The 20,831-nt window shown below is 44.6% G+C and carries 19 protein-coding genes and 1 riboswitch; of the genes, 12 read left to right on the top strand and 7 right to left on the bottom strand.

Annotated features, from left to right (window positions below; all coding sequences use genetic code 11):
- Nucleotides 1-161 precede the first annotated feature (161 nt).
- The 4 genes from MH144_RS04430 to MH144_RS04415 all read left to right on the top strand — a co-directional run bounded on the left by MH144_RS04430 (nt 162) and on the right by MH144_RS04415 (nt 5,935).
- Nucleotides 162-1,604, top strand: coding sequence for a spore germination protein (locus tag MH144_RS04430; protein WP_239297844.1), 1,443 nt, complete (start codon nt 162-164; stop codon nt 1,602-1,604).
- A gap of 3 nt (nt 1,605-1,607) precedes the next feature.
- Nucleotides 1,608-2,702: a GerAB/ArcD/ProY family transporter gene (locus MH144_RS04425; protein ID WP_239297843.1), complete on the top strand. Its 1,095-nt coding sequence runs from the start codon at nt 1,608-1,610 to the stop codon at nt 2,700-2,702.
- 43 nt (nt 2,703-2,745) lie between these two features.
- Nucleotides 2,746-3,834 (top strand): Ger(x)C family spore germination protein, encoded by a 1,089-nt coding sequence (locus tag MH144_RS04420; RefSeq protein ID WP_239297842.1) that lies wholly within the window; start codon nt 2,746-2,748, stop codon nt 3,832-3,834.
- A 616-nt stretch (nt 3,835-4,450) separates the two neighbouring features.
- Nucleotides 4,451-5,935, top strand: a complete 1,485-nt coding sequence (locus tag MH144_RS04415; protein ID WP_239297841.1) for a DUF5605 domain-containing protein — start codon at nt 4,451-4,453, stop codon at nt 5,933-5,935.
- Between the two features lie 411 nt (nt 5,936-6,346).
- On the opposite strand, the gene MH144_RS04410 is transcribed toward MH144_RS04415, so the two are convergent.
- From MH144_RS04410 to MH144_RS04400, 3 genes are all read right to left on the bottom strand, one after another.
- Nucleotides 6,347-7,843 (bottom strand): amidase, encoded by a 1,497-nt coding sequence (locus MH144_RS04410; protein ID WP_239297840.1) that lies wholly within the window; start codon nt 7,841-7,843, stop codon nt 6,347-6,349.
- Between the two features lie 143 nt (nt 7,844-7,986).
- Nucleotides 7,987-8,967 (bottom strand): DMT family transporter, encoded by a 981-nt coding sequence (locus MH144_RS04405; protein ID WP_239297839.1) that lies wholly within the window; start codon nt 8,965-8,967, stop codon nt 7,987-7,989.
- A gap of 146 nt (nt 8,968-9,113) precedes the next feature.
- A riboswitch (FMN riboswitch) is annotated at nt 9,114-9,264 on the bottom strand.
- 83 nt (nt 9,265-9,347) lie between these two features.
- Nucleotides 9,348-9,845, bottom strand: coding sequence for a DinB family protein (locus tag MH144_RS04400; RefSeq protein WP_239297838.1), 498 nt, complete (start codon nt 9,843-9,845; stop codon nt 9,348-9,350).
- Between the two features lie 130 nt (nt 9,846-9,975).
- On the opposite strand from MH144_RS04400, the gene MH144_RS04395 reads away from it, so the two are divergent.
- The 4 genes from MH144_RS04395 (at nt 9,976) to MH144_RS04380 (ending at nt 14,845) form a co-directional block, all read left to right on the top strand.
- On the top strand, nt 9,976-10,533 hold the full coding sequence (locus tag MH144_RS04395; protein ID WP_239297837.1) for a CGNR zinc finger domain-containing protein: 558 nt from the start codon (nt 9,976-9,978) through the stop codon (nt 10,531-10,533).
- 503 nt (nt 10,534-11,036) lie between these two features.
- Nucleotides 11,037-12,470 (top strand): branched-chain amino acid transporter BcaP, encoded by a 1,434-nt coding sequence (gene bcaP / locus MH144_RS04390; protein ID WP_239297836.1) that lies wholly within the window; start codon nt 11,037-11,039, stop codon nt 12,468-12,470.
- 280 nt (nt 12,471-12,750) lie between these two features.
- Entirely contained in the window at nt 12,751-13,824 is a 1,074-nt protein-coding gene (locus tag MH144_RS04385) for a hypothetical protein (RefSeq protein WP_239297835.1), read from the top strand.
- Between the two features lie 88 nt (nt 13,825-13,912).
- Nucleotides 13,913-14,845, top strand: coding sequence for a tyrosine-type recombinase/integrase (locus MH144_RS04380; protein ID WP_239297834.1), 933 nt, complete (start codon nt 13,913-13,915; stop codon nt 14,843-14,845).
- A gap of 275 nt (nt 14,846-15,120) precedes the next feature.
- Here the strand turns inward: MH144_RS04380 and MH144_RS04375 are convergent, their stop codons facing one another.
- On the bottom strand, nt 15,121-16,050 hold the full coding sequence (locus tag MH144_RS04375) for an L-lactate dehydrogenase (RefSeq protein WP_239297833.1): 930 nt from the start codon (nt 16,048-16,050) through the stop codon (nt 15,121-15,123).
- Nucleotides 16,051-16,364: 314 nt separating this feature from the next.
- Between MH144_RS04375 and MH144_RS04370 the strand changes: the two genes are divergently transcribed.
- Together MH144_RS04370 and MH144_RS04365 are read left to right on the top strand one after the other, a co-directional pair.
- Nucleotides 16,365-17,645 carry a WD40/YVTN/BNR-like repeat-containing protein gene (locus MH144_RS04370; RefSeq protein ID WP_239297832.1) on the top strand — a complete coding sequence of 427 codons (1,281 nt, stop codon included), beginning with the start codon at nt 16,365-16,367 and terminating at the stop codon, nt 17,643-17,645.
- Nucleotides 17,646-17,781: 136 nt separating this feature from the next.
- Nucleotides 17,782-17,991 (top strand): hypothetical protein, encoded by a 210-nt coding sequence (locus MH144_RS04365; protein WP_239297831.1) that lies wholly within the window; start codon nt 17,782-17,784, stop codon nt 17,989-17,991.
- 144 nt (nt 17,992-18,135) lie between these two features.
- Here the strand turns inward: MH144_RS04365 and MH144_RS04360 are convergent, their stop codons facing one another.
- From MH144_RS04360 to MH144_RS31080, 3 genes are all read right to left on the bottom strand, one after another.
- Entirely contained in the window at nt 18,136-18,555 is a 420-nt protein-coding gene (locus MH144_RS04360; protein ID WP_239297830.1) for a hypothetical protein, read from the bottom strand.
- Between the two features lie 37 nt (nt 18,556-18,592).
- Complete coding sequence (locus MH144_RS31085; RefSeq protein ID WP_481857316.1) at nt 18,593-18,889, bottom strand: MepB family protein; 297 nt, start codon at nt 18,887-18,889, stop codon at nt 18,593-18,595.
- A 71-nt stretch (nt 18,890-18,960) separates the two neighbouring features.
- Nucleotides 18,961-19,110: a MepB family protein gene (locus MH144_RS31080; RefSeq protein WP_481857315.1), complete on the bottom strand. Its 150-nt coding sequence runs from the start codon at nt 19,108-19,110 to the stop codon at nt 18,961-18,963.
- A 214-nt stretch (nt 19,111-19,324) separates the two neighbouring features.
- Here MH144_RS31080 and MH144_RS04355 point away from each other — a divergent pair, with 214 nt between their 5' ends.
- Both MH144_RS04355 and MH144_RS04350 read left to right on the top strand, forming a co-directional pair.
- On the top strand, nt 19,325-19,717 hold the full coding sequence (locus MH144_RS04355; protein WP_095287123.1) for a DUF2500 domain-containing protein: 393 nt from the start codon (nt 19,325-19,327) through the stop codon (nt 19,715-19,717).
- Between the two features lie 181 nt (nt 19,718-19,898).
- Nucleotides 19,899-20,648: an SDR family NAD(P)-dependent oxidoreductase gene (locus MH144_RS04350; protein WP_239297829.1), complete on the top strand. Its 750-nt coding sequence runs from the start codon at nt 19,899-19,901 to the stop codon at nt 20,646-20,648.
- Nucleotides 20,649-20,831 lie beyond the last annotated feature (183 nt).

Below are 20,831 nucleotides of genomic sequence, written 5' to 3'. Positions count from 1 at the left end.
TTTTTTTTATTTCAAGCTTGGAGTTTGTCTTCCCTAAGCAAAATGCATATACACGAGAATAATCGTCATAATAAGGAAATGCTGCTTGAAGAAGGAAGTGGAATGAGAAAATTACCCAACCATCTGGCACAACCTCAAAAGATGATAGCATCACTCCAAGTTTGGGCGAATCCATCGCCAGAATTCAAGATATCTTTACGAATACTCCTGACTTGATCGTTCGAAAGCTCTGCATCAAACAAACCGGTGAACAAGCTGCCATCATATACATGGATGAAATGACTGACAAGACCATACTTAATCATGATGTTCTTTCTCCACTTCAGCTAGAGTCCGGTAATCCATCGGAAGACTTCATCACAACAGTGGGGTACGTAAAGCCTTATTCTAAGTGGGAGGATCTCAAACTTTCCATTATGATCGGCTACAGTGTGCTTTTTATTGAAGGGCGAAGTGAAGCCTTTGTATTGGATACAAAAGGTATTCCTCAACGTGCAATTGAGGACCCTCAACAAGAACCTTCATTGAAAGGGGCACATCAGGGATTTATAGAAAATGGTTCTCAAAATATAGCCATGATTCGACGTTATATCGCGGACAAAGAATTAAAGCTTAAACGGTATATCGTTGGGACACGAGGGCAGACGGCTGTATCCCTGCTTTATTTGGAGGATGTGGTTGAACCTGAGATCATAAAAGTTCTTGAAGAACGCATTCAATCGATTGATGTAGACGCCATTATTAACACGGGCGAATTAGTTGAGTTTATTGAAGACCAACCGCTTGCCTTGCTTCCCCAGATCATTACAACTGAAAGACCGGATACGGCTGCTTCGCAAATACTTCAAGGTCGGTGTGTCGTTGTCGTTGATGGTTCGCCGAGTGTAGTGGTAGCTCCTGTTACGTTTATGTTCTTTTTTCAAACGGTTGATGATTATAGTTCCAGATGGTCCATCTCGTCATTTCTTAGAATATTGCGAATTTTTGCTTTTTTTATCGCCATCTTTCTGCCGGGCTTTTTCATTTCCGTTATTTCATTTCATTATGAAATTATACCTATGAAGCTGCTGCTAACGCTTGGTGAATCAAGAGGCCAAGTTCCGTTTCCTCCATTCGTGGAAGCGATCATCATGGAACTCACGCTTGAGATGCTGAGAGAAGCAGGGGTTCGGCTTCCAGCACCGATAGGTCAGACAGTAGGTATTGTCGGCGGTATTGTTATTGGTCAGGCGGTTGTACAGGCCGGTCTGATTAGCAATGTCATGGTTATCGTAGTCGCGTTTACGGCGATATCCTCATTTATTATTCCGAATCAGGATATGGTGGCGGCTGTACGATTAATGCGTTTTATGATGATGATTCTCGCCACCTGGTTCGGCTTCATTGGACTGGTTGTCGGCATGATGACCATAATCGGCAGATTAATAACGTTAAACTCGCTTAACGCTTCTTATAGTACGCCTATTGCTCCATTCAGACCCGTGGATTGGAAGGATACCTTACTCCGGTTGCCGTTATGGATGATGAACACGCGCCCGATCAGCACGCGATCTAGCCAGACAAGGCGACAAGGAAATAGTAGGGGATGGAAGGAGAAGGATTAGTACATGAAGACATATCGCCCGATAACGACGCTTCAATTCATCCTTATGATTTCTGCTTTCCAGATCAGTGTTGCCTTCCTGGCTCTCCCAAGAGAACTTGCAAGACATGCTGGAACGGATGGTTGGATGACGATCTTTCTAGGATGGGGGCTGGTGATGTTAGCTTCCATAGCAATGGTGAAATTGATGAAACATAATCCGGACAGTACAATACTTGAATTAGTTCGACGTTATATGGGCGGGTGGGCAGCCAAACTGGTTACTTTTCTTTTTATGGCCTATTATTTGCTGCTCGCTTATGATGGTTACGCGGTTGCTACGCTGGTCATCAAACTCTGGTTGATGCCAACGACGTATATATATATTCTGGTCTTGCTGCTTCTGATTCCCACCTATCAGATCGCACAGCATGGATTTCAGGTGATCGGGCGGTACACCGAAATTGTTTCGATGTTTTCCATATGGATTCCCCTGGTTTATCTGTCAACGCTGCATCGTGCTCACTGGCTTTATTTGCTTCCGCTATTTAAAGAGGGTTGGCTTCCTGTACTTTCATCCATAAAGATCATGATCTATCCATTGCTGGGCATTGGACAGGTTTTGTTTTTGTACCCTCATCTAGTGAAAAAGGAAAAGGCCATGACGGCTATGTTAATCTCCAATACTCTTACTTGCCTGGCGTATTTGGGGATCACCATTATTTGCTTTGTATATTTTAGTCCTGATGAGATCGGGGAATACAATGATCCGGTGATCAGCATTTTGAAGTCGATTGAATTTCAATTCATCGAACGGGTTGAAGTGTTATTTATTGCATTTTATTTGTTTGTATTCTCATGTATTTGGCTTCCCGCCATGCACCTTGTATCCAGATGTTCTGCTTCACTGTTGGGCAAAGGCCGGGACAAAACTCATCTTGCCATATGGTGTATTGTCATTGAGATCAGTTTTTTCATCTATCGCCCCAGTTTTATGGCAGCTGCACAAGTCAACAGTTCACTTAATTTCATTGGATTTGTGATGGAATTCGTATTGCCCGCAGTCCTTCTTATGTATGTAATCATCTATAAAAAATGGAAGGGAGGCAAACGAACATGAAATGGGTTAAAAAATAATCATTTCTATTGTACTTTGTATATGGTTGTGTTCAATCACAGGGTGCGGAAGTGGTAAAACTAATTTGGAAGATGCTACCGTTCCACTGGCACTCGGCTTGGATGTCGAAGACCAAAAGCTTCATTATTATGTCTCAGCTCCTGTATTCAGCAAAGACATCCAAAAGAAAAGCCGCGAAGCAGAAGGGATAGCTGAGGGATTAAGACAGTCCAAGAATCAGCAGGATGCTCAATTTCCAGGTTCGGTAGCGGGACGAAATTATCAGGTCATAGTTGTAGGGAAAGAATTACTTAAATACAAGGATTGGTTTAAGGTAATGGATGTTACGTTCCGCGACCCGCGTAATACAATTACCGACAGGATCATCGCAGTTGATGGTCCAGTTTCTGATATCTTTAACTTCCAATCGAAGGATCAGCCGCCAATACTCATCTTTTTAAAAGCGATTGTCGAATCAGGAAGCAAAAGTTCAGCCACAGTCTCAACAACTGCGCAAGAGCTGCATCGACAATTGTATGACCGGGCGATGACCCCTGCCGTCTCGGAAATCAAAATTGAGAATAACAAAATTATACTTAAAGGAACGACTCTCCTTTCACATCAAGCCCAGTACCGAACGTCCCTGACCTACCAGGAAAGTTCACTTCTTCAAATTTTGAAAAAGGAGGCGGGACCTGGAATCAGTCTCACTTTTCCAGTGGATAAACTCCAACAAACGGTTCCGTATAACGTGGATAACGTGGATAAAGTAAGTTTTACTCTGGGGGGTACCTCGGTCAAGATTAAATCTTCTTATGAGAACGGGGAATTTCGATACAAGGTAAACGTAAAATCAATTATTGCCATCACGGAAAAGTTTCTTGAATTTGAACTCCTGCATAATTTCAATGACATGGAAAAAAAGTTGAGTGAGGAAATGAAAGTAGCCATTGAGAAGCTCATTGAAAAATTCCAGCAATATGAAATAGACCCTGTCGGTTTCGGATTCTTTGCGCGGGCATATCAGTACCCATCGTACAAGGAAGTGCAGGACAATTGGGGAAAAGAGTTGTCCCGTGCGCAATTTGATGTAGAAGTTGATCTTCGAATCGCTGCCACCGGGGCAGTGGAGTAATCTTGCAATAACTCGTCATGTATGCGGATGTATTCATAATAAATAACATCCTGAATTGGAGATTTTACATATTAAGCCAATCCGATAATACCAGCGATCCTTAGGACAGAAACTTGTTCTTTTTGACATGTGGGAGAAGAAAAAGTAAGGATACTGTTTAAGAAGGCAGACGTTCAAATAAACTAAAATAAAATACTCAAAGGTAATCTCAACTCTTCACTTCTTATGGGATTGTTCATAAATTGTATATTAACAAAAACAATAAAATTAAGTTTAATTAACAATTTTATTATGATGTAAAAGAATAAATTTAGTTTTCAATACAGATTTATGCTCCGGAAAGGCGAAGATTATAGATAATTTTATTCAATATAGAGATATGTACGAAGGGTATATAAAATGGGACTAAAAAATACAACTAATTTTTATCAAAAAAAGAAATGAAATTATACTAAATATTATTGTAGGGTTCATTATTAAATGGTATTGTTGAACTGTCCTATTATATATTCACAACATTTCAATTCTGCCAGAGCTAATACATAGATAGGACAAGGATTACTCACGTTGATTTATAAATCTACAAGTTTAAATCAGGGAAAGAGGAGAGGTAAACATGCAGGTGTCCAACCAAAAAAGTATTACCGAAGTCCATTACTCCGAGTCCGTAGCCAAGTGGGACAGAATTGAACTTGAATTCAGGGGACCAGCTCCAGGAAACCCGTATGTTGATGTGGAATTAAGTGCTGAATTTATAAGCGATGGGCAAACTTTGCATGTAATCGGATTTTATGACGGCGAGGATGTTTACCGTGTTCGGTTCATGCCAGAAACACTCGGTACATGGACGTTCCGAATGTCAAGCAATCTTTCATGGCTGGATGCGTCAGAGGGATCATTTGAATGTACCCCAGCTAAAGAGGGTAATCACGGGCCAGTGAGGGTACGGGACACATTCCATTTTGCATATTCAGATCTAACGCCATACCTCCCCATTGGAACGACTTGTTATGCTTGGACCCATCAGGAACATGAGATTGAGGAAAGGACACTGCGTTCTCTGAAAGTGTCTCCATTCAATAAAATTCGGATGTGTGTTTTTCCGAAATCCTACTTGTTTAACCATAATGAGCCGAGTTTGGAGGCCTTTGAACGTCAGGAAGATGGTACATGGGATACAGAACGTTTTAATCCACAGTTTTTCCGCCATCTGGAATCGCGAATCGACGACTTAGCTGAAGTTGGTATTCAGGCCGATTTGATCCTTTTCCATCCGTATGATAGGTGGGGATACGCAAAAATGGACGCAGATACGGACGACAGATACCTGCGCTATATCGTGGCCAGATTGGCTTCGTTTCATAACGTGTGGTGGTCTCTTGCGAACGAATATGATCTGATGCAAGACAAGTCACTGGATGACTGGGAGCGGTTTGCACACAATGTCACAAATCAGGACCCGTATGGACATCTTATCTCAAATCATAACTGCATGACATTCTACGATTATTCAAAACCATGGGTAACTCATTGCAGTATTCAACGTGTTGATGTATACAAAACCTCTGAAGCTACGAATGAATGGCGCGAGAAATGGAACAAACCTATTGTAATTGATGAATGTGCATATGAAGGTGACATTGATCAAGGATGGGGTAATATTACAGGTGAAGAGATGGTTCGGCGATTCTGGGAAGGTGCGATGCGTGGAGGTTACGTCGGGCATGGGGAAACGTATCTCAATGATGAAGAAGTGCTATGGTGGTCCAAGGGAGGGGAGCTGCACGGAAGCAGTCCGGATCGAATCTCATTCTTGCGTCAGTTATTGGAGGAAGCGCCTGGAGCAAAACTTGATCCTCTCCCATCTGAATGGGACGTACCGAGAGCGGGAGCGGAATCAGAATATCTACTGTATTATTTCGGCTTCAATCGGCCTAGATATCGCGAATTTCATCTTGTCCCCGGGACGAAATTCCGGGTGGATTTGATCGACACCTGGAATATGACTATCCAAAGGCTGGACGGAGTCTATGAAGGAACATTCCGTATAGATCTTCCAGGGCAACAATATATGGCTGTTCGGATGGTTCGTGCGGAGTAAAACTAAATTTCGTTTACACAAAGTCGCTAAGCAGCGGCTTTTTTTGTTGTGCTTTAGGGGATTGGGATGGAGATGAAAGCCGATTCTCAGAAGAACAGCAAAATGCAATTCATAATGCCGTTCAACTCATTGAATGAGATGTACCTTTTGACGGATGCGACGTTCAAATATAAATATACTTAATTAATTATGGAACGAAAATATCAATAAGTATACACAATAAATATTATGTAAACTAATTTGATTGAAATTTTGATGATTTGAAAAATGGTATGCCATTCCCGATCTTAAAATTAAACGAACACGCCATACACATTTCATTGTAAGTAGAAAATTGAAGACAACTAACTCCGTGATCTCTTGATATTCTCAATTGGTCACGGAGCTAGATTGTTGTCCATTTTCTTTCTCTTATAAAGGGAAAAGCGGATTGCCATTCATTCCGATCCAAAGTTCGGATGCTTCCAACTGGCCAGCCAGATGGAGCAACCAGTCTTCACGCCCTTTGGTTGCCATAACCTGTACGCCCATAGGTAAGCCATCGGCTGTGAGGTGCAGCGGCACGCTTATCGCTGGTTGGCCTGTCAGGTTAGCGAGTTGGGTGAAAGGGGTGTAGGTAAGACTCGGTTCAAACATTTCATAGATCAATTGCTGCTGGTGCACCTTGTCCAATTCGCTAATCTGCATCAGATGCTGAATTTGCTCCTCATGAGGGGTTAGTTCTCCAACTTTTGGTGCAGGAAAGGCATTAACGGGTGTGATATAGAAGTCATAACGCTCGAAGAGTGTAGACATCTGCGCGGCAGCTACGTCCCATTCGGCAAGACTGTGAACGAATTCCGCAGCCGATACTTTTTTTCCTGCCTCAGCCAGAACCCAAGATTCAATCTCCATATCGCTAGACGTCAAAGATCTGCCCATCGCATGCTCCATGGAGGAGATCATCGCCGCCATTTCACCACTGTTCATCATATAATAGTTCTCCATCAGCCGAACGCCGTTGACGGGGCTCAGTTTTTCCTCAACATGATGACCTTGTTCTTCCAGCCACCGAACCAGCTTGTACACTGCTTCCTTTGCATCCTCGCTAACAGGGGTGCCTACTGGTGAATTGGTTGTATAAGCGATTCTTAGTTTGCGTTGATGAGGATAGTTCATATCGGCCAAATAACTGCCCGGAAAGAGCGGAGCATGAAACGCGGCTTCAGGCTGAATAACCTGCAGTGTATCCAGTAGGGCGGCACTGTCTCGTACAGTACGGGATAACGCAAAATCAATGGATGCACCTTGCCATTGACGGCCAACACCTGGTCCTACAGGAGTTCTTCCACGGGTAGGTTTTAGTCCGAATAGTCCACTGAAGGAAGCAGGAATCCGGATTGAACCTCCGCCATCACTGGCTCCGGCCATGGGGACAATACCGGAAGCAACAGCGGCAGCTGCACCGCCGCTTGAACCACCCGGTGAATGATTCGTGTTCCATGGATTGCGACTCGGACCGTGAAGACGTGGCTCGGTAATATTTTTGAGGCCGAATTCAGGTGTATTTGTATGTCCAATAATAACGAAGCCTGCATCCCGGAGCCGGGATACAAAGTTGGAATTGCGTAATGCTCGATGATCCTTCAGAAGACGGGAACCGGAAGTCAGAATTTCCCCCTCCAGCGATTGCGAGATGTCTTTGAGGAGCAATGGAACGCCAGCAAAAGGCTGTTCACCAGGACGAACGTAGCCGGCTTCCTCGCGTGCGCGTGTTTCATATGTACGAATGACCGCATTAAGCTGCGGGTTAACTTCTTCAAGGCGAGCGTAAGCCGCTTCCAGCAATTCAACGGGGGAGACTTCCCGTGAGCGAACCAGTTCAGCCAGACCTATGGCATCATAGGAAGTATATGAAAATGAAGACATGATGATCGTTCCTCTCCGTAAAAATGAAATAGAATAATTACCTTTCCATATGTCATCGTACCACTGGAATTATAAAAAGACAAAAGGCACTGCAGATCCAGAAGGATGTGTCAGTGCCTTAATAAGTGCAAATATGATCTTCATTACTCTGTTCGAAGCTTAGGAGCCGCGTCTGCGGCTGTGGTAGATCGTTCCTGCTGTTTGGATATAGCAAACAGCGCAATCCAGATGAGGATGAATCCAAGCAGTTGTTCCCATGTGATGAAGGTTTGGAATGCAATCCAGTTTACAAGTACACCGGCCATCGGGAAGCTTAGCTCAGCCAGTGTGGCCACAGAAGCTTTGGTGGACGAGAGACCTTTATAGTACAACAATAGACTGAGTAAACCTGGTAATAACGCCTGCCCCAGAATGTTGAGCGCAACAGCTGCCTGTTCTCCTGCACCTGATGGTAAGGTCCACGCTGCACCTTCGTTCCAGGTCATGAAGATCAGCAAGGGTAGAGCTACGACGAAGCGGAGAGAGGTAACCGTCTCATAACGGGTTTGCCCCAGCATCAGTCGGCCCATGACCGTAGAGCCGCCCCATAAGGCAGCAGCACCAAGTGACAACAGGCTGCCCGCGTGAATCCAATTGTTCCAGTTTCCAAGCGGAAGTGTGAAGCCGAACGTAAGTAGATAAGTTCCTATAAGAGCCACTATGAATAACCAACCGAATCGGCGCGGCAGTGTTTCCTTTAGTAAGAATTTAGCCAAAACAATCGCGAAGATAGGCTGCATTTTTTGCAGCAACAAGACGGTATTAGGGTCATTGTGCGTTAACGCCAGTGTGAATAGAACCGTTGCCAGTGCTGAGCCGCCCCATGAGATAAAGATAACGGCGATCCAGTGACGGGCTCGCAGATTTTTCAGATCAGCGCGGAATTTCCATAAGACGGGTATGGCGACTAAGCTCACGATGATATGTTCCACCAGTACAATTTGAGTAGAGGTCATCGTTTGCAGCAAAATAATGCGGAACAATGGATCTACGCCCCAAAGGGCTGCACCGAGAACAACGAGCCAAAATCCGGTATTGCTTTGTTCCTTGCGATAAACAGTTGATGCATGCTGTGTCTTTTCCATATTCAGGACTCCTTCGTCAGAACACGGAATCTTCAGTTGGCAAAATCGACAAAAGCCCCCGTTTTGGCATACACCAAATAAACGGGGGCTCATCCATGAACATATCGTCAGGAAAGAAACCTCCCCCCTGAAGCGGTATGTCAAGTGTTGATCTTCTCTCATCCGGACTGTACCGTCGGCCTTGGAGTCTCACCAAGTCAGTCGCTGTTGTCCTTAGCAGTCAACAGCGAGTCGCGGGCTGGTTCCGAGTGGAACATCACCGCCGGTCGGGAATTGCACCCTACCCCGAAGATCCTATTCAATTTATAGGTTATAGTACAAGTTGTAACATTAATAAGTTCATCTTATTCCTGTAAGCGCTAGCAGTTCAAGCATTTTTTTTAGAAAATGATATTCCAGCTTCCCTGCTGTCTGCGTAGAAGCACGATCTGACCTGCGTGATACGCGTCGTGAAGGACCCAGCGGGCGAGTTCATGCCCCCACTTTGTCTCGGTATCCATATATGAAGCTTCCAGCTCAGATGGCTGTAAAGAGGCTATTTTCACCCGAAGTCCGGCAGCCACTGTATTAAGATCTTGCATGAGTTGATTCCAACCTTCATTGTCCTGTGGATCTCCAGAGTCGCCAAAAGTAGAAACATTGCTATCAGCTGGAGGTTGAGAAGGTGTGGTTCCTTCAAGCCGATTCAACAAACGATGGTTATAATAATACATATGATTGACCATCTGCCAGATGCTTGATCCACCGGACGGAGGAACCCAGGCCGCCTGTTCGGCTGTCAGTCCTTCAATCGCTTTTGACAGAGGGACGATCCAATCGATCTGATTCCAGGTACTATCTTTCTGAATGAGCAATAGATCTGTTGCTGTTGTATTCATTGATATACCTCCCTGAATTCATGGTAACTAGCTAAAGTTGTTCAAAGTAGTTACAATTAATGTAACACAATGACGGATATTTGTAACCATCATTTTTATTTTTAGATAGTTACATTCTACGGAGGTACGCATGGATAGACTTTGGACAGACTTTATTAACAGTGATTATCATGATTGGCGCGGCGGAGATCGGTCAGAGGATCGATTAGCGAAATCAGAGTGGCAGCAACGTTTTCTGGAGAAGTGGAGCCTGAAGGCGCCCACACCTGCTTCAATAGAAGAAGAGAACTTGATGAGAATGATCAGAAATGAATTACTTACTTTGGCAACTGAGCTTTCACACGGGGCATTATTAACAGAAGAAAATCAAAATTGGCTTAACTCCATGATGGATAAAGGGCGCGGGTACCAAAAGCTGCGTTATGTTGATCAAAAGCTGAAAGTAGAGTGGGTATCTGTCGGCTCTCAATGGGCGCACGTTTTGGCAGAGGTCGCAGCTGATTTTGCAACAACACTTGCAGAAGGGGAGGGGGCGAGAATTCGAGTCTGTGATAATACGGATTGCCGCTGGATCTTCTACGACGACACCCGAAGTCGCACTCAGAAATACTGTGATGATAAAATGTGTGGTAATCTGATGAAGGTTCGAAGATTTCGAGCCAAGCGAAAAGCAGAGCAAAATAAGTGATCTCACGTACAGAAGCTCAGAACAGAAGTTCATGTCATTCTAATAAACAAGAAAGAGAGCCGCGTCTATGGATGAGGCTCTTTGTCGCGTTTTAACGCTTCATTCCTTATATAGAAGACAACTTTTGCATGCTGAGGTCAGTGAAAAAAGACGAAATTAGCCACTATTTTTGATAATGCAGATAACAACCAGTTAATGCTTGATTTAAGCTAAAATTAGGCTTTAAAAAACTGCGCATAATTTATATTATACGCAGTTTTGATTTAAATCGATTTTCATTTTGCTACCTATCCATCAGTTCATGATATTATTCGCCTCAAAAGCACAAAATAGTACAGTGATCAAAAAAAATTTAGTATAGCAACGCGACAACGTGTAGAATACGATAGATTTTTGTAGGTGACCGGTAATATAGAACAAACGACTTTTTTATAGAACAGATCGAGATGAAGCAGCTATGAAGGTATACTTCAATCTACGCTTGTAATGAGAGGAACATGTCTATGTCAGAGAATCAGAAACGATCTTCGCTGCTTCGGAAAAAGCCAATTGCCTTTGGAGAAGAAAATAGTGCGTTAAAGAGGGCGCTGGGTCCTTTGGAATTAACGACGCTTGGAGTAGCGGCAATTATCGGTACAGGGATTTTTGTATTAACAGGAGTCGCAGCGGCAAATTATGCAGGTCCTGGATTAGTGCTCTCATTTTTGCTTGCAGGCATCATCTGTGCATTCGCTGCACTTTGTTATTCCGAATTCGCATCCAGCGTACCTGCCTCAGGAAGTGCATATACGTATAGTTACACTGCCTTTGATGAAGTCATTGCCTGGATTCTCGGCTGGGATCTGATTCTGGAGTATGGATTCGCCAGCGCGGCCGTGGCCAGCGGATGGTCCGGTTATTTTCAGTCACTGCTGTCAGGCTTCGGATTACAGCTGCCCCATGCACTCAGCAGTGCATACAATCCTGGAAAAGGGACCTATTTCGATGTTACCGCAGCAGCCATCACGTTACTGATCACCTTTCTGCTCACCCGTGGAGTCAAGGAGGCAGCCCGTGCCAATGGTATTATGGTAGCGATCAAAATTATTGTCGTGCTGATTTTTATCGGAGTGGGTGTGTTTTATGTACAACCATCCAATTGGCAGCCTTTTTTGCCGTTTGGCATCTCAGGGGTAACCGCTGGTGCGGCGACCGTCTTTTTTGCCTATATTGGATTTGATGCGGTGTCCACGGCAGCGGAGGAAGTCAAACGACCTCAGCGGGACTTGCCGATTGGCATTATTGCTTCCTTGGCGATATGCACTTTGCTGTATATCGTTGTATCTTTGATCTTGACAGGCATCGTGCCTTTCCACATGCTGAATGTTAGCGATCCGGTTGCTTTTGCGTTTGAATTCGTGAATCTGCATGGTCTGTCCTGGATTGTAGCTCTTGGTGCAATCACGGGGATAACAACCGTTTTGCTCGTTATGATGTATGGGCAGACCCGTCTATTGTATTCCATGTCACGTGATGGATTGCTTTCCCCGGTATTCTCGAAAATCAGTGGTAAAAGTCAAACACCAGCGACAGGTACATGGGTGGCAGGTATCATCATTGCGTTATTCTCAGGCTTCATTTCACTTGGTCATCTGGCGGAGCTTACCAACATCGGTACATTGTTTGCATTCGCAGTTGTGAGTCTGGGCATTATCGTTCTGCGAAAAAACAACCCTGAGCTCAAACGCGGCTTCAAGGTGCCTCTTGTTCCATGGATTCCGATACTGAGTGCGATTGGTTGTGTATATCTGATGACACGTCTAGCTGCTCTGACATGGATCACATTTTTCGCTTGGCTGGTTATCGGTTTGTTTATTTATTTCATGTATGGACGTCACTACAGTCACCTGAATCCTCTGCGAAGGGGATCAGCAGCTGATGAAGCCAAAGGGAAATAAATAATAAATATAATTGCTATGTAACACTAGATAGTCCTGCTGCATACTTACTACCCCACCACCCCATACTGCCTAGCTTACACTAGAGCAATATGGGGTTTTCTGTTATATAGTCAAGGATGAAATAAGAAAAAGAAAGTTGGCTCTAGACCTATATTCGAGTATCTATTAAAGTACATGTCCATACTCGACCATATCCAGCTCGGGGTTGCGGCCAGTTCAAATATGACATATATTGAGGAATGTGACATGCCATCAGACATAGGAGAGGGGATGTATCATGACCACATCAATACATACCAATCAGCTTCACCTGAATCCGAATTTCGGATTTGCACTAGCAGACTCTATCGTACTTGCAGAGGCGAAAGTGAATATCTCACATCCTGAGGAGAAGATCGCCTTTCAGCTGGAAATTGATCCGGATCGCAAGTTGAAAGATGGACGTAAAGTATCCGTTATTGCACAGCAGCTTGATGCACCTATTCACCGGGATGACGCTGCGATCATATATGGTCAGGAACTTGGTTCGGTCCAATATCCTGTTTCTTTGAAACCTGAAAGCACGATTTCTCTAGACTCCGTAGAAGGGATCCAGCAGGCTATACAGTGGGGATGGGCCGATTTTGCAGAAGGTGATTACGAGCTTCGGATTTCATTGCACCTGAAGACGCCCCGGATTGCCGAAGGTCCTCTGGAACCTGAACAAGAGGCGATGGTGAAATACGCGCAGGTTATTACGGTTTTAATGAATTTGTTTCCGTCAGAAGCAAATCAAGATCAATCTGCCGTTTCATCCGCATGGAGCAGAGATCATCATGTATTTGACGGGTATGGCAGTGGCGGATTTATATTGGCGGATCTGCCGCGCATGTCGAAACGAGTGGGAGAGCTTATTGGTTCTGGTAATCATAATTTAATTGAACAATTCGGAGAGGGTGACCTCTCGGACACTTTATTAGAGGAAGGACTTATGGCTATTGCGTGGGGGGTGTCTCCATGGTGTTACTCACTCTACTCCGCACCCGACAAGCAAGCAGCTTCCACACTTGCTGTGGACAAGCTTGGTGAGGAGCCTGAGTTCAGAGGCGTTTACCGGATTGCACCGGCTGTACAGCAGTTAAGCATCATACCTGCTCATGAACTGGCCAATTGGCCGGCATGCACCACGAAGGACTGGCCCGTGATCGATGTATCAGGGGAAGGGGAAACTTTACATATGGACCTGTATGTACAGATCTGTGAATCTGTTAACGGTTTGTATGAAAATCCGCTTCCATCATTTGTGCTTGCGCGCAGCGAAGGTTGTCCGAAGGAGATCAGCCCACTAATCGATGTCGTCATTGTTGATTAAATGAAACGTAGTTTATTTCAAGAACATTAGTGAGCAGAATTGGCCTGCCTTACTTATACACTAGAATGAATCGTGGTGACGAATACCGATGATGAGTGAAGAAATTCAGGAACAATACGCTGATGAACTTGAAGCTTTTCACATATGGATGAAGGACGCCGGTTACACGGGACACACTGTCAAATCATACACGGGTGACGTCGCTGAATTTCTCTCTTCTATTCAAGGGAAGTCGTTGGAACAGGTGAAGAAGCTGCATGTTTTGTCATTTCTGTCACGTGCCCGCGAACGTGGAGTTAGCGATGCGACGAGAAACCGCAAACATGCAGCGGTAAATTGTTTCTTCAAGTCGCTCATTGAATTGGAAGTGTTAACGAATAATCCGGCATCAGGAATCAAAAAATCCAAAACCGAGAAAAATCGGGCCCCCGTCTTTCTGGATGAGAGCGGTCTGGAGCGATTTTTGCAATCCGTAGAAGGAAAGTACCGTACACGTAATCTTGCGATCTTTCTGTTAATGGGATATATGGGATTACGGGTGGGTGAAGTCCACGCGCTTAACTGTAAAGACTATAATGTGGAGCGCCGTACGCTGGACGTCTTCGGTAAAGGCCGTAAATGGCGTACACTCCCTGTTCCGGAGATGGTTGCGGAGCTGTTAACCTTGGCTGTAGAAGAGCGTTTGTCTCCATGGCGGGCGAAGGAAGAAGCATTGTTTGTTTCGCAAAAGGGGAAGCGATTATCCATTCGCAGTATTCAGCTCATATCTACGGAAACCTTCGAACGTTTCCAACAGGAGTCTCCGACTCATCAACGTCTGCACTATTCCAGCCATAAGCTGCGACACTCTTTCGCAACGATGATGCTGCGGCGTGGCGCCGATCTGCGTACGGTTCAGGAGTTGCTTGGTCACGCATCGATTCAAACCACAACCGTTTATACGCACGTCACTAGCCGTGAGAAGGAAGAGGCAATGGCTCTGCTGGACGTCAGGCTTCCGGAGTTTGCAAGCGAAAAGTAATGTGTATCGATTCAGACCTGTCCGAGAGGGCAGGTTTTTTCGTTTTCGAGCGATATAACATTAACGAAATTCAATTTATTGCAATATGCAGTATTCGCTCGAGGAGGGTTAAAGTCAAATATATGATTTATGTTTACGAAATAAATATTATGTAAACTGAAATAATGATAAAGTATATCACATGTCCACCGATTATATAATCATACGAAAGAACCATCCGAATCAGCAGGAAACGTGATCCAGATGGTCCTTTGGTTATATTAGAATTATTGACATTATTCCAATCCTGCAATCTGTTCCTTTAATTTGTTGGCTGATGCCTGGAAAGCGACTTTCTCTGTCTCATTCAAAGGAAGCGGCAATATTTCACGTACGCCGTTGCGATCCACCACGCATGGAACTCCGAGATACACATCGGAGACGCCGTTGTAGTCTTCCAGCAATGTGGAAACGTTCAGGACTGATCCTTCATTGCCCAAAATGGCTGCTACAATACGATCCAAAGCAAGTGCGATTGCATAGGAAGTGGCTCCTTTGGCATTAATAATCTCATAAGCCGCATTTTTGGTGCGATCAAAGATATCCTGCTGTGTTTCCTCGTCGAGTTCCAGATCTGTTCCGGCCACGTTGGCTAGACTCCACACAGGTACTTCGGAATCGCCATGTTCCCCAATGATGTGTGCATGAATGCTGCGGGGATCAATGCCTTTGTTCTTACCAATCAGGTAACGGAACCGGGCACTGTCCAGCAAAGTACCGGAGCCAATCACCCGTGAAGCAGGCCAGCCACTCTGTTTCCAGGATGTATAAGATAATATGTCTACAGGATTGGTGGCTATAAGCAAAATACCATGTGAGTTCACTTCTGTAATACGTTCAATGATATCTTTGAATATGCTTGCATTTTTCTTCAGCAGATCAATGCGGGTTTCTCCAGGCTTCTGGGAGGCTCCGGCCGTAATGATAATGATGTCTGCGTCTTTGCAGTCCGAGTAATCGCCAGCCCATACTTTGACGCCTCCGGTAAATGGAAGCCCATGGTTCATATCCAGCATTTCGCCTGTAGCCTTATCATGATTCACATCCACAAATACCAACTCGGATGAGCGCTGTCTTAACATCAGCGTATATCCCGTTGTTGTTCCCACCGCGCCCATGCCAATAATGACTACGCGACTTGGTTTGAGCAATGCACTGTTTAACATGTTCATATCCTCTCCTTTTTGGGGTAGACTTCCATCCATATTAAGGTATAAATGTTTGAAAAGAAAGCGATGTCTATAAAATATTTCACTTTAGTTGTCTGTTTAAGGAAGAATGAGTCGAAAGTACGGCATGGGCATACAACTATGGAACGAGTACTTGATACCGGTTACCTTCTGATACCCTATTACCCAAGATGAGCCTTTTCGACATGGTTTGTGGTAGAATGGGAGAAGTGGATTCTGATGAATCGTAAAATGTATACCGATCGGACAGGCATGCGCGCCTGCTATTGGATGAGAGAGGTGAACTCCACTTGCGTTTGCAATGGACCAAAATCGCGCAGACAGCATTGCTGTCTATAGGAATAGCTGCCCTACTGGCTGCCTGCACCGACTCAGGTCAGACCCCGGTGGCAGAACCGCCCCAAGAGCAGGAAGAGATCGGAAATACCGGACAGACTTTAACGGTTGTTCCTCCTGATAACAGTACGCAAGCGACTGCAGATACGGCGGAATACCAGATCCAGACACGTCTGACCGACTTTCAGCTGCTTAATGACAACGGTGGGTTGGCATGGGGTGTTACAAGGAACGCACTGCGTTTATATTACACTCAGGATCAGGGTGTAACCTGGACGAATATTTCTCCTTCGGAGAATGTGCAATTTCCGGCCAACCCGCAGTATGGTCAAAGCATTTATTTTGTGGATCGTACCCATGGATGGATCGTGCGTGAAGGGTTGGGCGGAACCGATACGATGGTCTTGCGCACCAATAATGGGGGAATAAGCTGGAGCTTGTCTTCCTTATCCAAGACGGACAAAGTTACTGCGATATCCTTTGTATCCCCGGAGAAAGGCTGGATTCTGACTACGGTGGATACTGCAATCGGGAAGCAGGATAAAAAGCTGTATGTTACCGAGGATGGAGGCATCACCTGGAAGGAGATGTCATCCAGCGATGAAGACGATCAGCCGGCTTCGGCCGAGATTCCGACACGTGGATATACAACGGGCCTGACTTTTTCAGATCCGAAACACGGCTTCTTGACGGCCCTTGAATTTGGAACTCCGAAGCTGTATGTCACTACAGATGGCGGAGAGAACTGGAAGAATGGACCGACATTTTTTGACCGGAATGACTTCAATGGGTGTGGCAATTTTAACATTGGTTCACCTCAGTTTTTTGGTCGGGAAGCGAAGGGGGCCTGGATGCCTTTATCCTGTTCCAGCGGGGATTACACCAAGTTCAACGGATACTTCACAGATGATGGTGGTAAGAGTTGGACGTTATCGACCTTCGGCCTGAATAAGCAGAAGGGAATCAATCGTAACCTGACTCCCGCTTTCCTTAATGCTTCAGAAGGATGGGTAGTTCAGTCAGGGACGACGTACCAGACCAAGGATTCGGGAAAAAGCTGGAAGGCACTTCCGGGCAGTAAAGTCCTCGAAGGTATTCTTGAGGATTATCCGGAGATCGTAAAGCTGCAGATGGTTTCCTCGAAACTCGGCTGGATTCTGGTTGAGAATATGGATACCAAGAGATCCTTGCTCCTGCAGACTGTGGATGGTGGTATACAGTGGAAAGTGCTGTAGGTATGTTAAAAATAGGTGTTATATAGAAGGGAAACCGTCGGGTTTCTTTTCTTTTTAACTACTTTGTGAAATAAATCACAATAACTTAGATTAAATGATGTTATATTGAATTCAAGAAGAGATGGGAGTGATGAAGATGAGAACCAATGAACAAACTCAATTCACGCAGGCGGATGAATTAACGAGATACATGCTTCACTTATGCTACAATTGCGATGATGCCAACCGTTGCACAACCGAAGAAGAAGTGAAGGCCTGCATGGCACAATACACTCAGCCAGAAGAACCGGAACAAGCGGAGGGAGCAGAAGCAACCCGCGGTTTCATGAACCTGATGTATGCTTAAAGATCCACCTAGATAAAGAAATACTGTTATATCAACATTGCGCCCCCGATCGGGGGCGTTTCTTATTTATATTGGTTTTGTACTTCGATACATCTGAAAATTTGAGGGTCTCAGCAGAATAATTACTGGTTGAGAAATGTTAGTTTAATCTGAAACAACAAATCCATCAAAATTTTCAGGACCATTTCGAACGACGTTTGCCATATTGGAAGAAATATATGCAGTGTATGTCAACTGATCTAACTGCGGTGGATTAAAATCATTGGTTGAGAACGTAATTATATTAGATGGAGCGATCATAGGTAGTGTATAAGTGGCTAGATATACGACTGGATCTGAAGGTAGTGCTCCTCGGACCACTCTAATTGTGATACCAACAGGAATAGGTGGGAGTAAAACGCTCACTGTTCCTGCGAGCTGAACTCTTAAATTAGCTCCGGCTCCTTGGGTTTGAAGACCTATCTGTCCAAAACGAAAAGGTGCATTCAATAAGGGAAGTGGTGTATAAATTGATCCTAACAAAGGGGCATTTATCGAAACTCTTCCATCAAGAAATCGGGCCATCTATTCTACCTCCTGGTTTTGAGATAGAATAATATATTCAATTATCTTCACAGAAGATTGTACAAGGCCCTATGATGGATTGGATAAAATTGTAAATCGAGCTTGCGTGATTAATGTCTATGGATTCGACTAAAGGAATATGAAGGAAATACGTTAGCTGCCAGGACTGAGTTTTTTGTGCTTGAGGACTTGTAGGTATGTCCCATGGCGGATAAATACACATCACACGTTTACCACCCTCACCGTCATTAGATAAAATCTTCTTTTTAATAAGAATTGATTTGGGAACTATGAAATGTCCAAAGTTGTTACCATTCCTCGTGCTAACAACCAAAAATCGATGGGATCTTGGTCGTCATAGGGCTGGATTGGGTTATCCCCGATTCTTTTATAAAAAGTTACAAATTATCCGACCTTTTTGGGCGTTGTTTTTGCAACGCGGGAATGTATACGGCGATCATTCAAATTAAACATGTATGCTTCGTAATCAGCGTTTTCTAAGCACGGGATTGGTTTCGTACATACATCTACATAAGAATTATTGTTGTTTTTCATTTTGATGTTGCTACCCCGCTTTAAATGATTATTTTTTTAACGCAGATTTCCTATGTTAACGTAAGCAATAATCATACACAAGTTTGAAAGGATACAAAGTAGCTCCTTACAATTTGCTTCCCGATAACAAGTTCCATATGACTCGCGCATATATATTTACAGGAGACGGGTCAAGACTCTGGCTGTCCTAGGTGTAAGAACGGAGGGGAGAGACATGGGCATTGAATCATCCTGGATGTTTGATTTTTTCGGAACCGTCTTTCCAGTCGTATTTGTTCTGATTATAGGTATTGTGCTACTGTCTGTGGGGAAAGAAGTATGGAGATGGGGGCGCAACAACGCAGAGCCTCTGCTTACTGTACCTTCGCGGATAACGGGCAGAAGAATGCAGATCAGTCAGTCGCAAGCTGAACCAGGCAGTTCAGCCCGTACGCTGTATTACATTACCTTTGAAGTAGAGAGCGGAGATCGGCTCGAATTCAAGGTGAACGGAGAAGAGTACGGATTGTGCTCCGAAGGAGATGAAGGCCGTCTTTCTTTCAAGGGAACACGGTATATAGGCTTCGAGCGTTACAACCGCCTGTATTCAGAACGTGTACGCGGATAATCCGGCTGGCTTGCGCCATAGTGGCGTAAGCTTTTTTTAATGTTAATTTTCTTGGACAAGCGTTTCTTAAAGGTGGTATCGTGTTTTTATATAAGGAGAGGGTCTTTATAATAATAAGGTTTCTTGATTCGACATATTCGAATGTGATGATAGAAGCCTCTTAATAGAGGAGGAGTTAATCATGTCATTTACAGATCAAGTCGTTGTTGTAACGGGAGCAGCTCAGGGGATCGGACGCAGCGTTGCCGAAGCTTACGCGGTTGCTGGCGCCAAAGTTGTACTTGCCGATTATCAGGAGGCGGAAGGCGCCGCTGCTGCTGCTTCGATTCGTAATGAAGGCGGTGAAGCCATCTTCGTACAATGTGATGTTCGCAAGGAGCAGGATATTACGAATTTGATTCGTACAACCATGGAAGAATTTAAACAAATCAACATCCTCGTGAACAATGCAGGCGTAGCCAGGTGGAAGTCACCCTACGAGCTGACCTTGGAGGAATGGGACGATGTGCTTAATACGAATGTAAGAAGCTGCTTCCTCGCGAGCCGTGAAGCGGCCAAGCATATGAAACAAAATGAACATGGTGGCGCTATTATTAATATGGCATCGACACGTGCGTTTATGTCTGAACCGGAGACAGAGGCCTACGCAGCGTCCAAAGGAGCCATTGTGGCCCTGACACATGCGATGGCGGTCTCACTTGGCAAGGACGGCATTCGGGTCAATTGTATCAGTCCGGGATGGATTGAGACGGGCAGTGTGGACGAATTGAAGCCGGAAGATCATGAACAGCATCCTGCAGGACGCGTAGGCGTCCCTTCGGATATCTCCCGCGCATGTTTATATTTGTCGGATCCAAGCAATACCTTTGTCACAGGGACCAATCTGATGATTGATGGGGGCATGACTCGAAAAATGATATATGAGGACTAGAACCGGGATTCCCTCGGTCTGTTGTACAAATTGAATGCTCTAGCATCCGTAAGCCCAAGTTAAGCACTTGGGCTTATTTGAAATTCAGAAATCGGTTGCTATAATGAATGTGATTTTACAACAGAACAGGAATGGAGGGAGTATATGTTCGGGAATTCATCCCGGAAGATCATTGGCCTATTA

This window comes from Paenibacillus sp. ACRRY, from assembly GCF_022346995.1.
GTDB lineage: Bacteria > Bacillota > Bacilli > Paenibacillales > Paenibacillaceae > Paenibacillus.
Note: the sequence above shows the minus strand (reverse complement) of the source record. Positions and strands in the feature narration are given on the sequence as shown.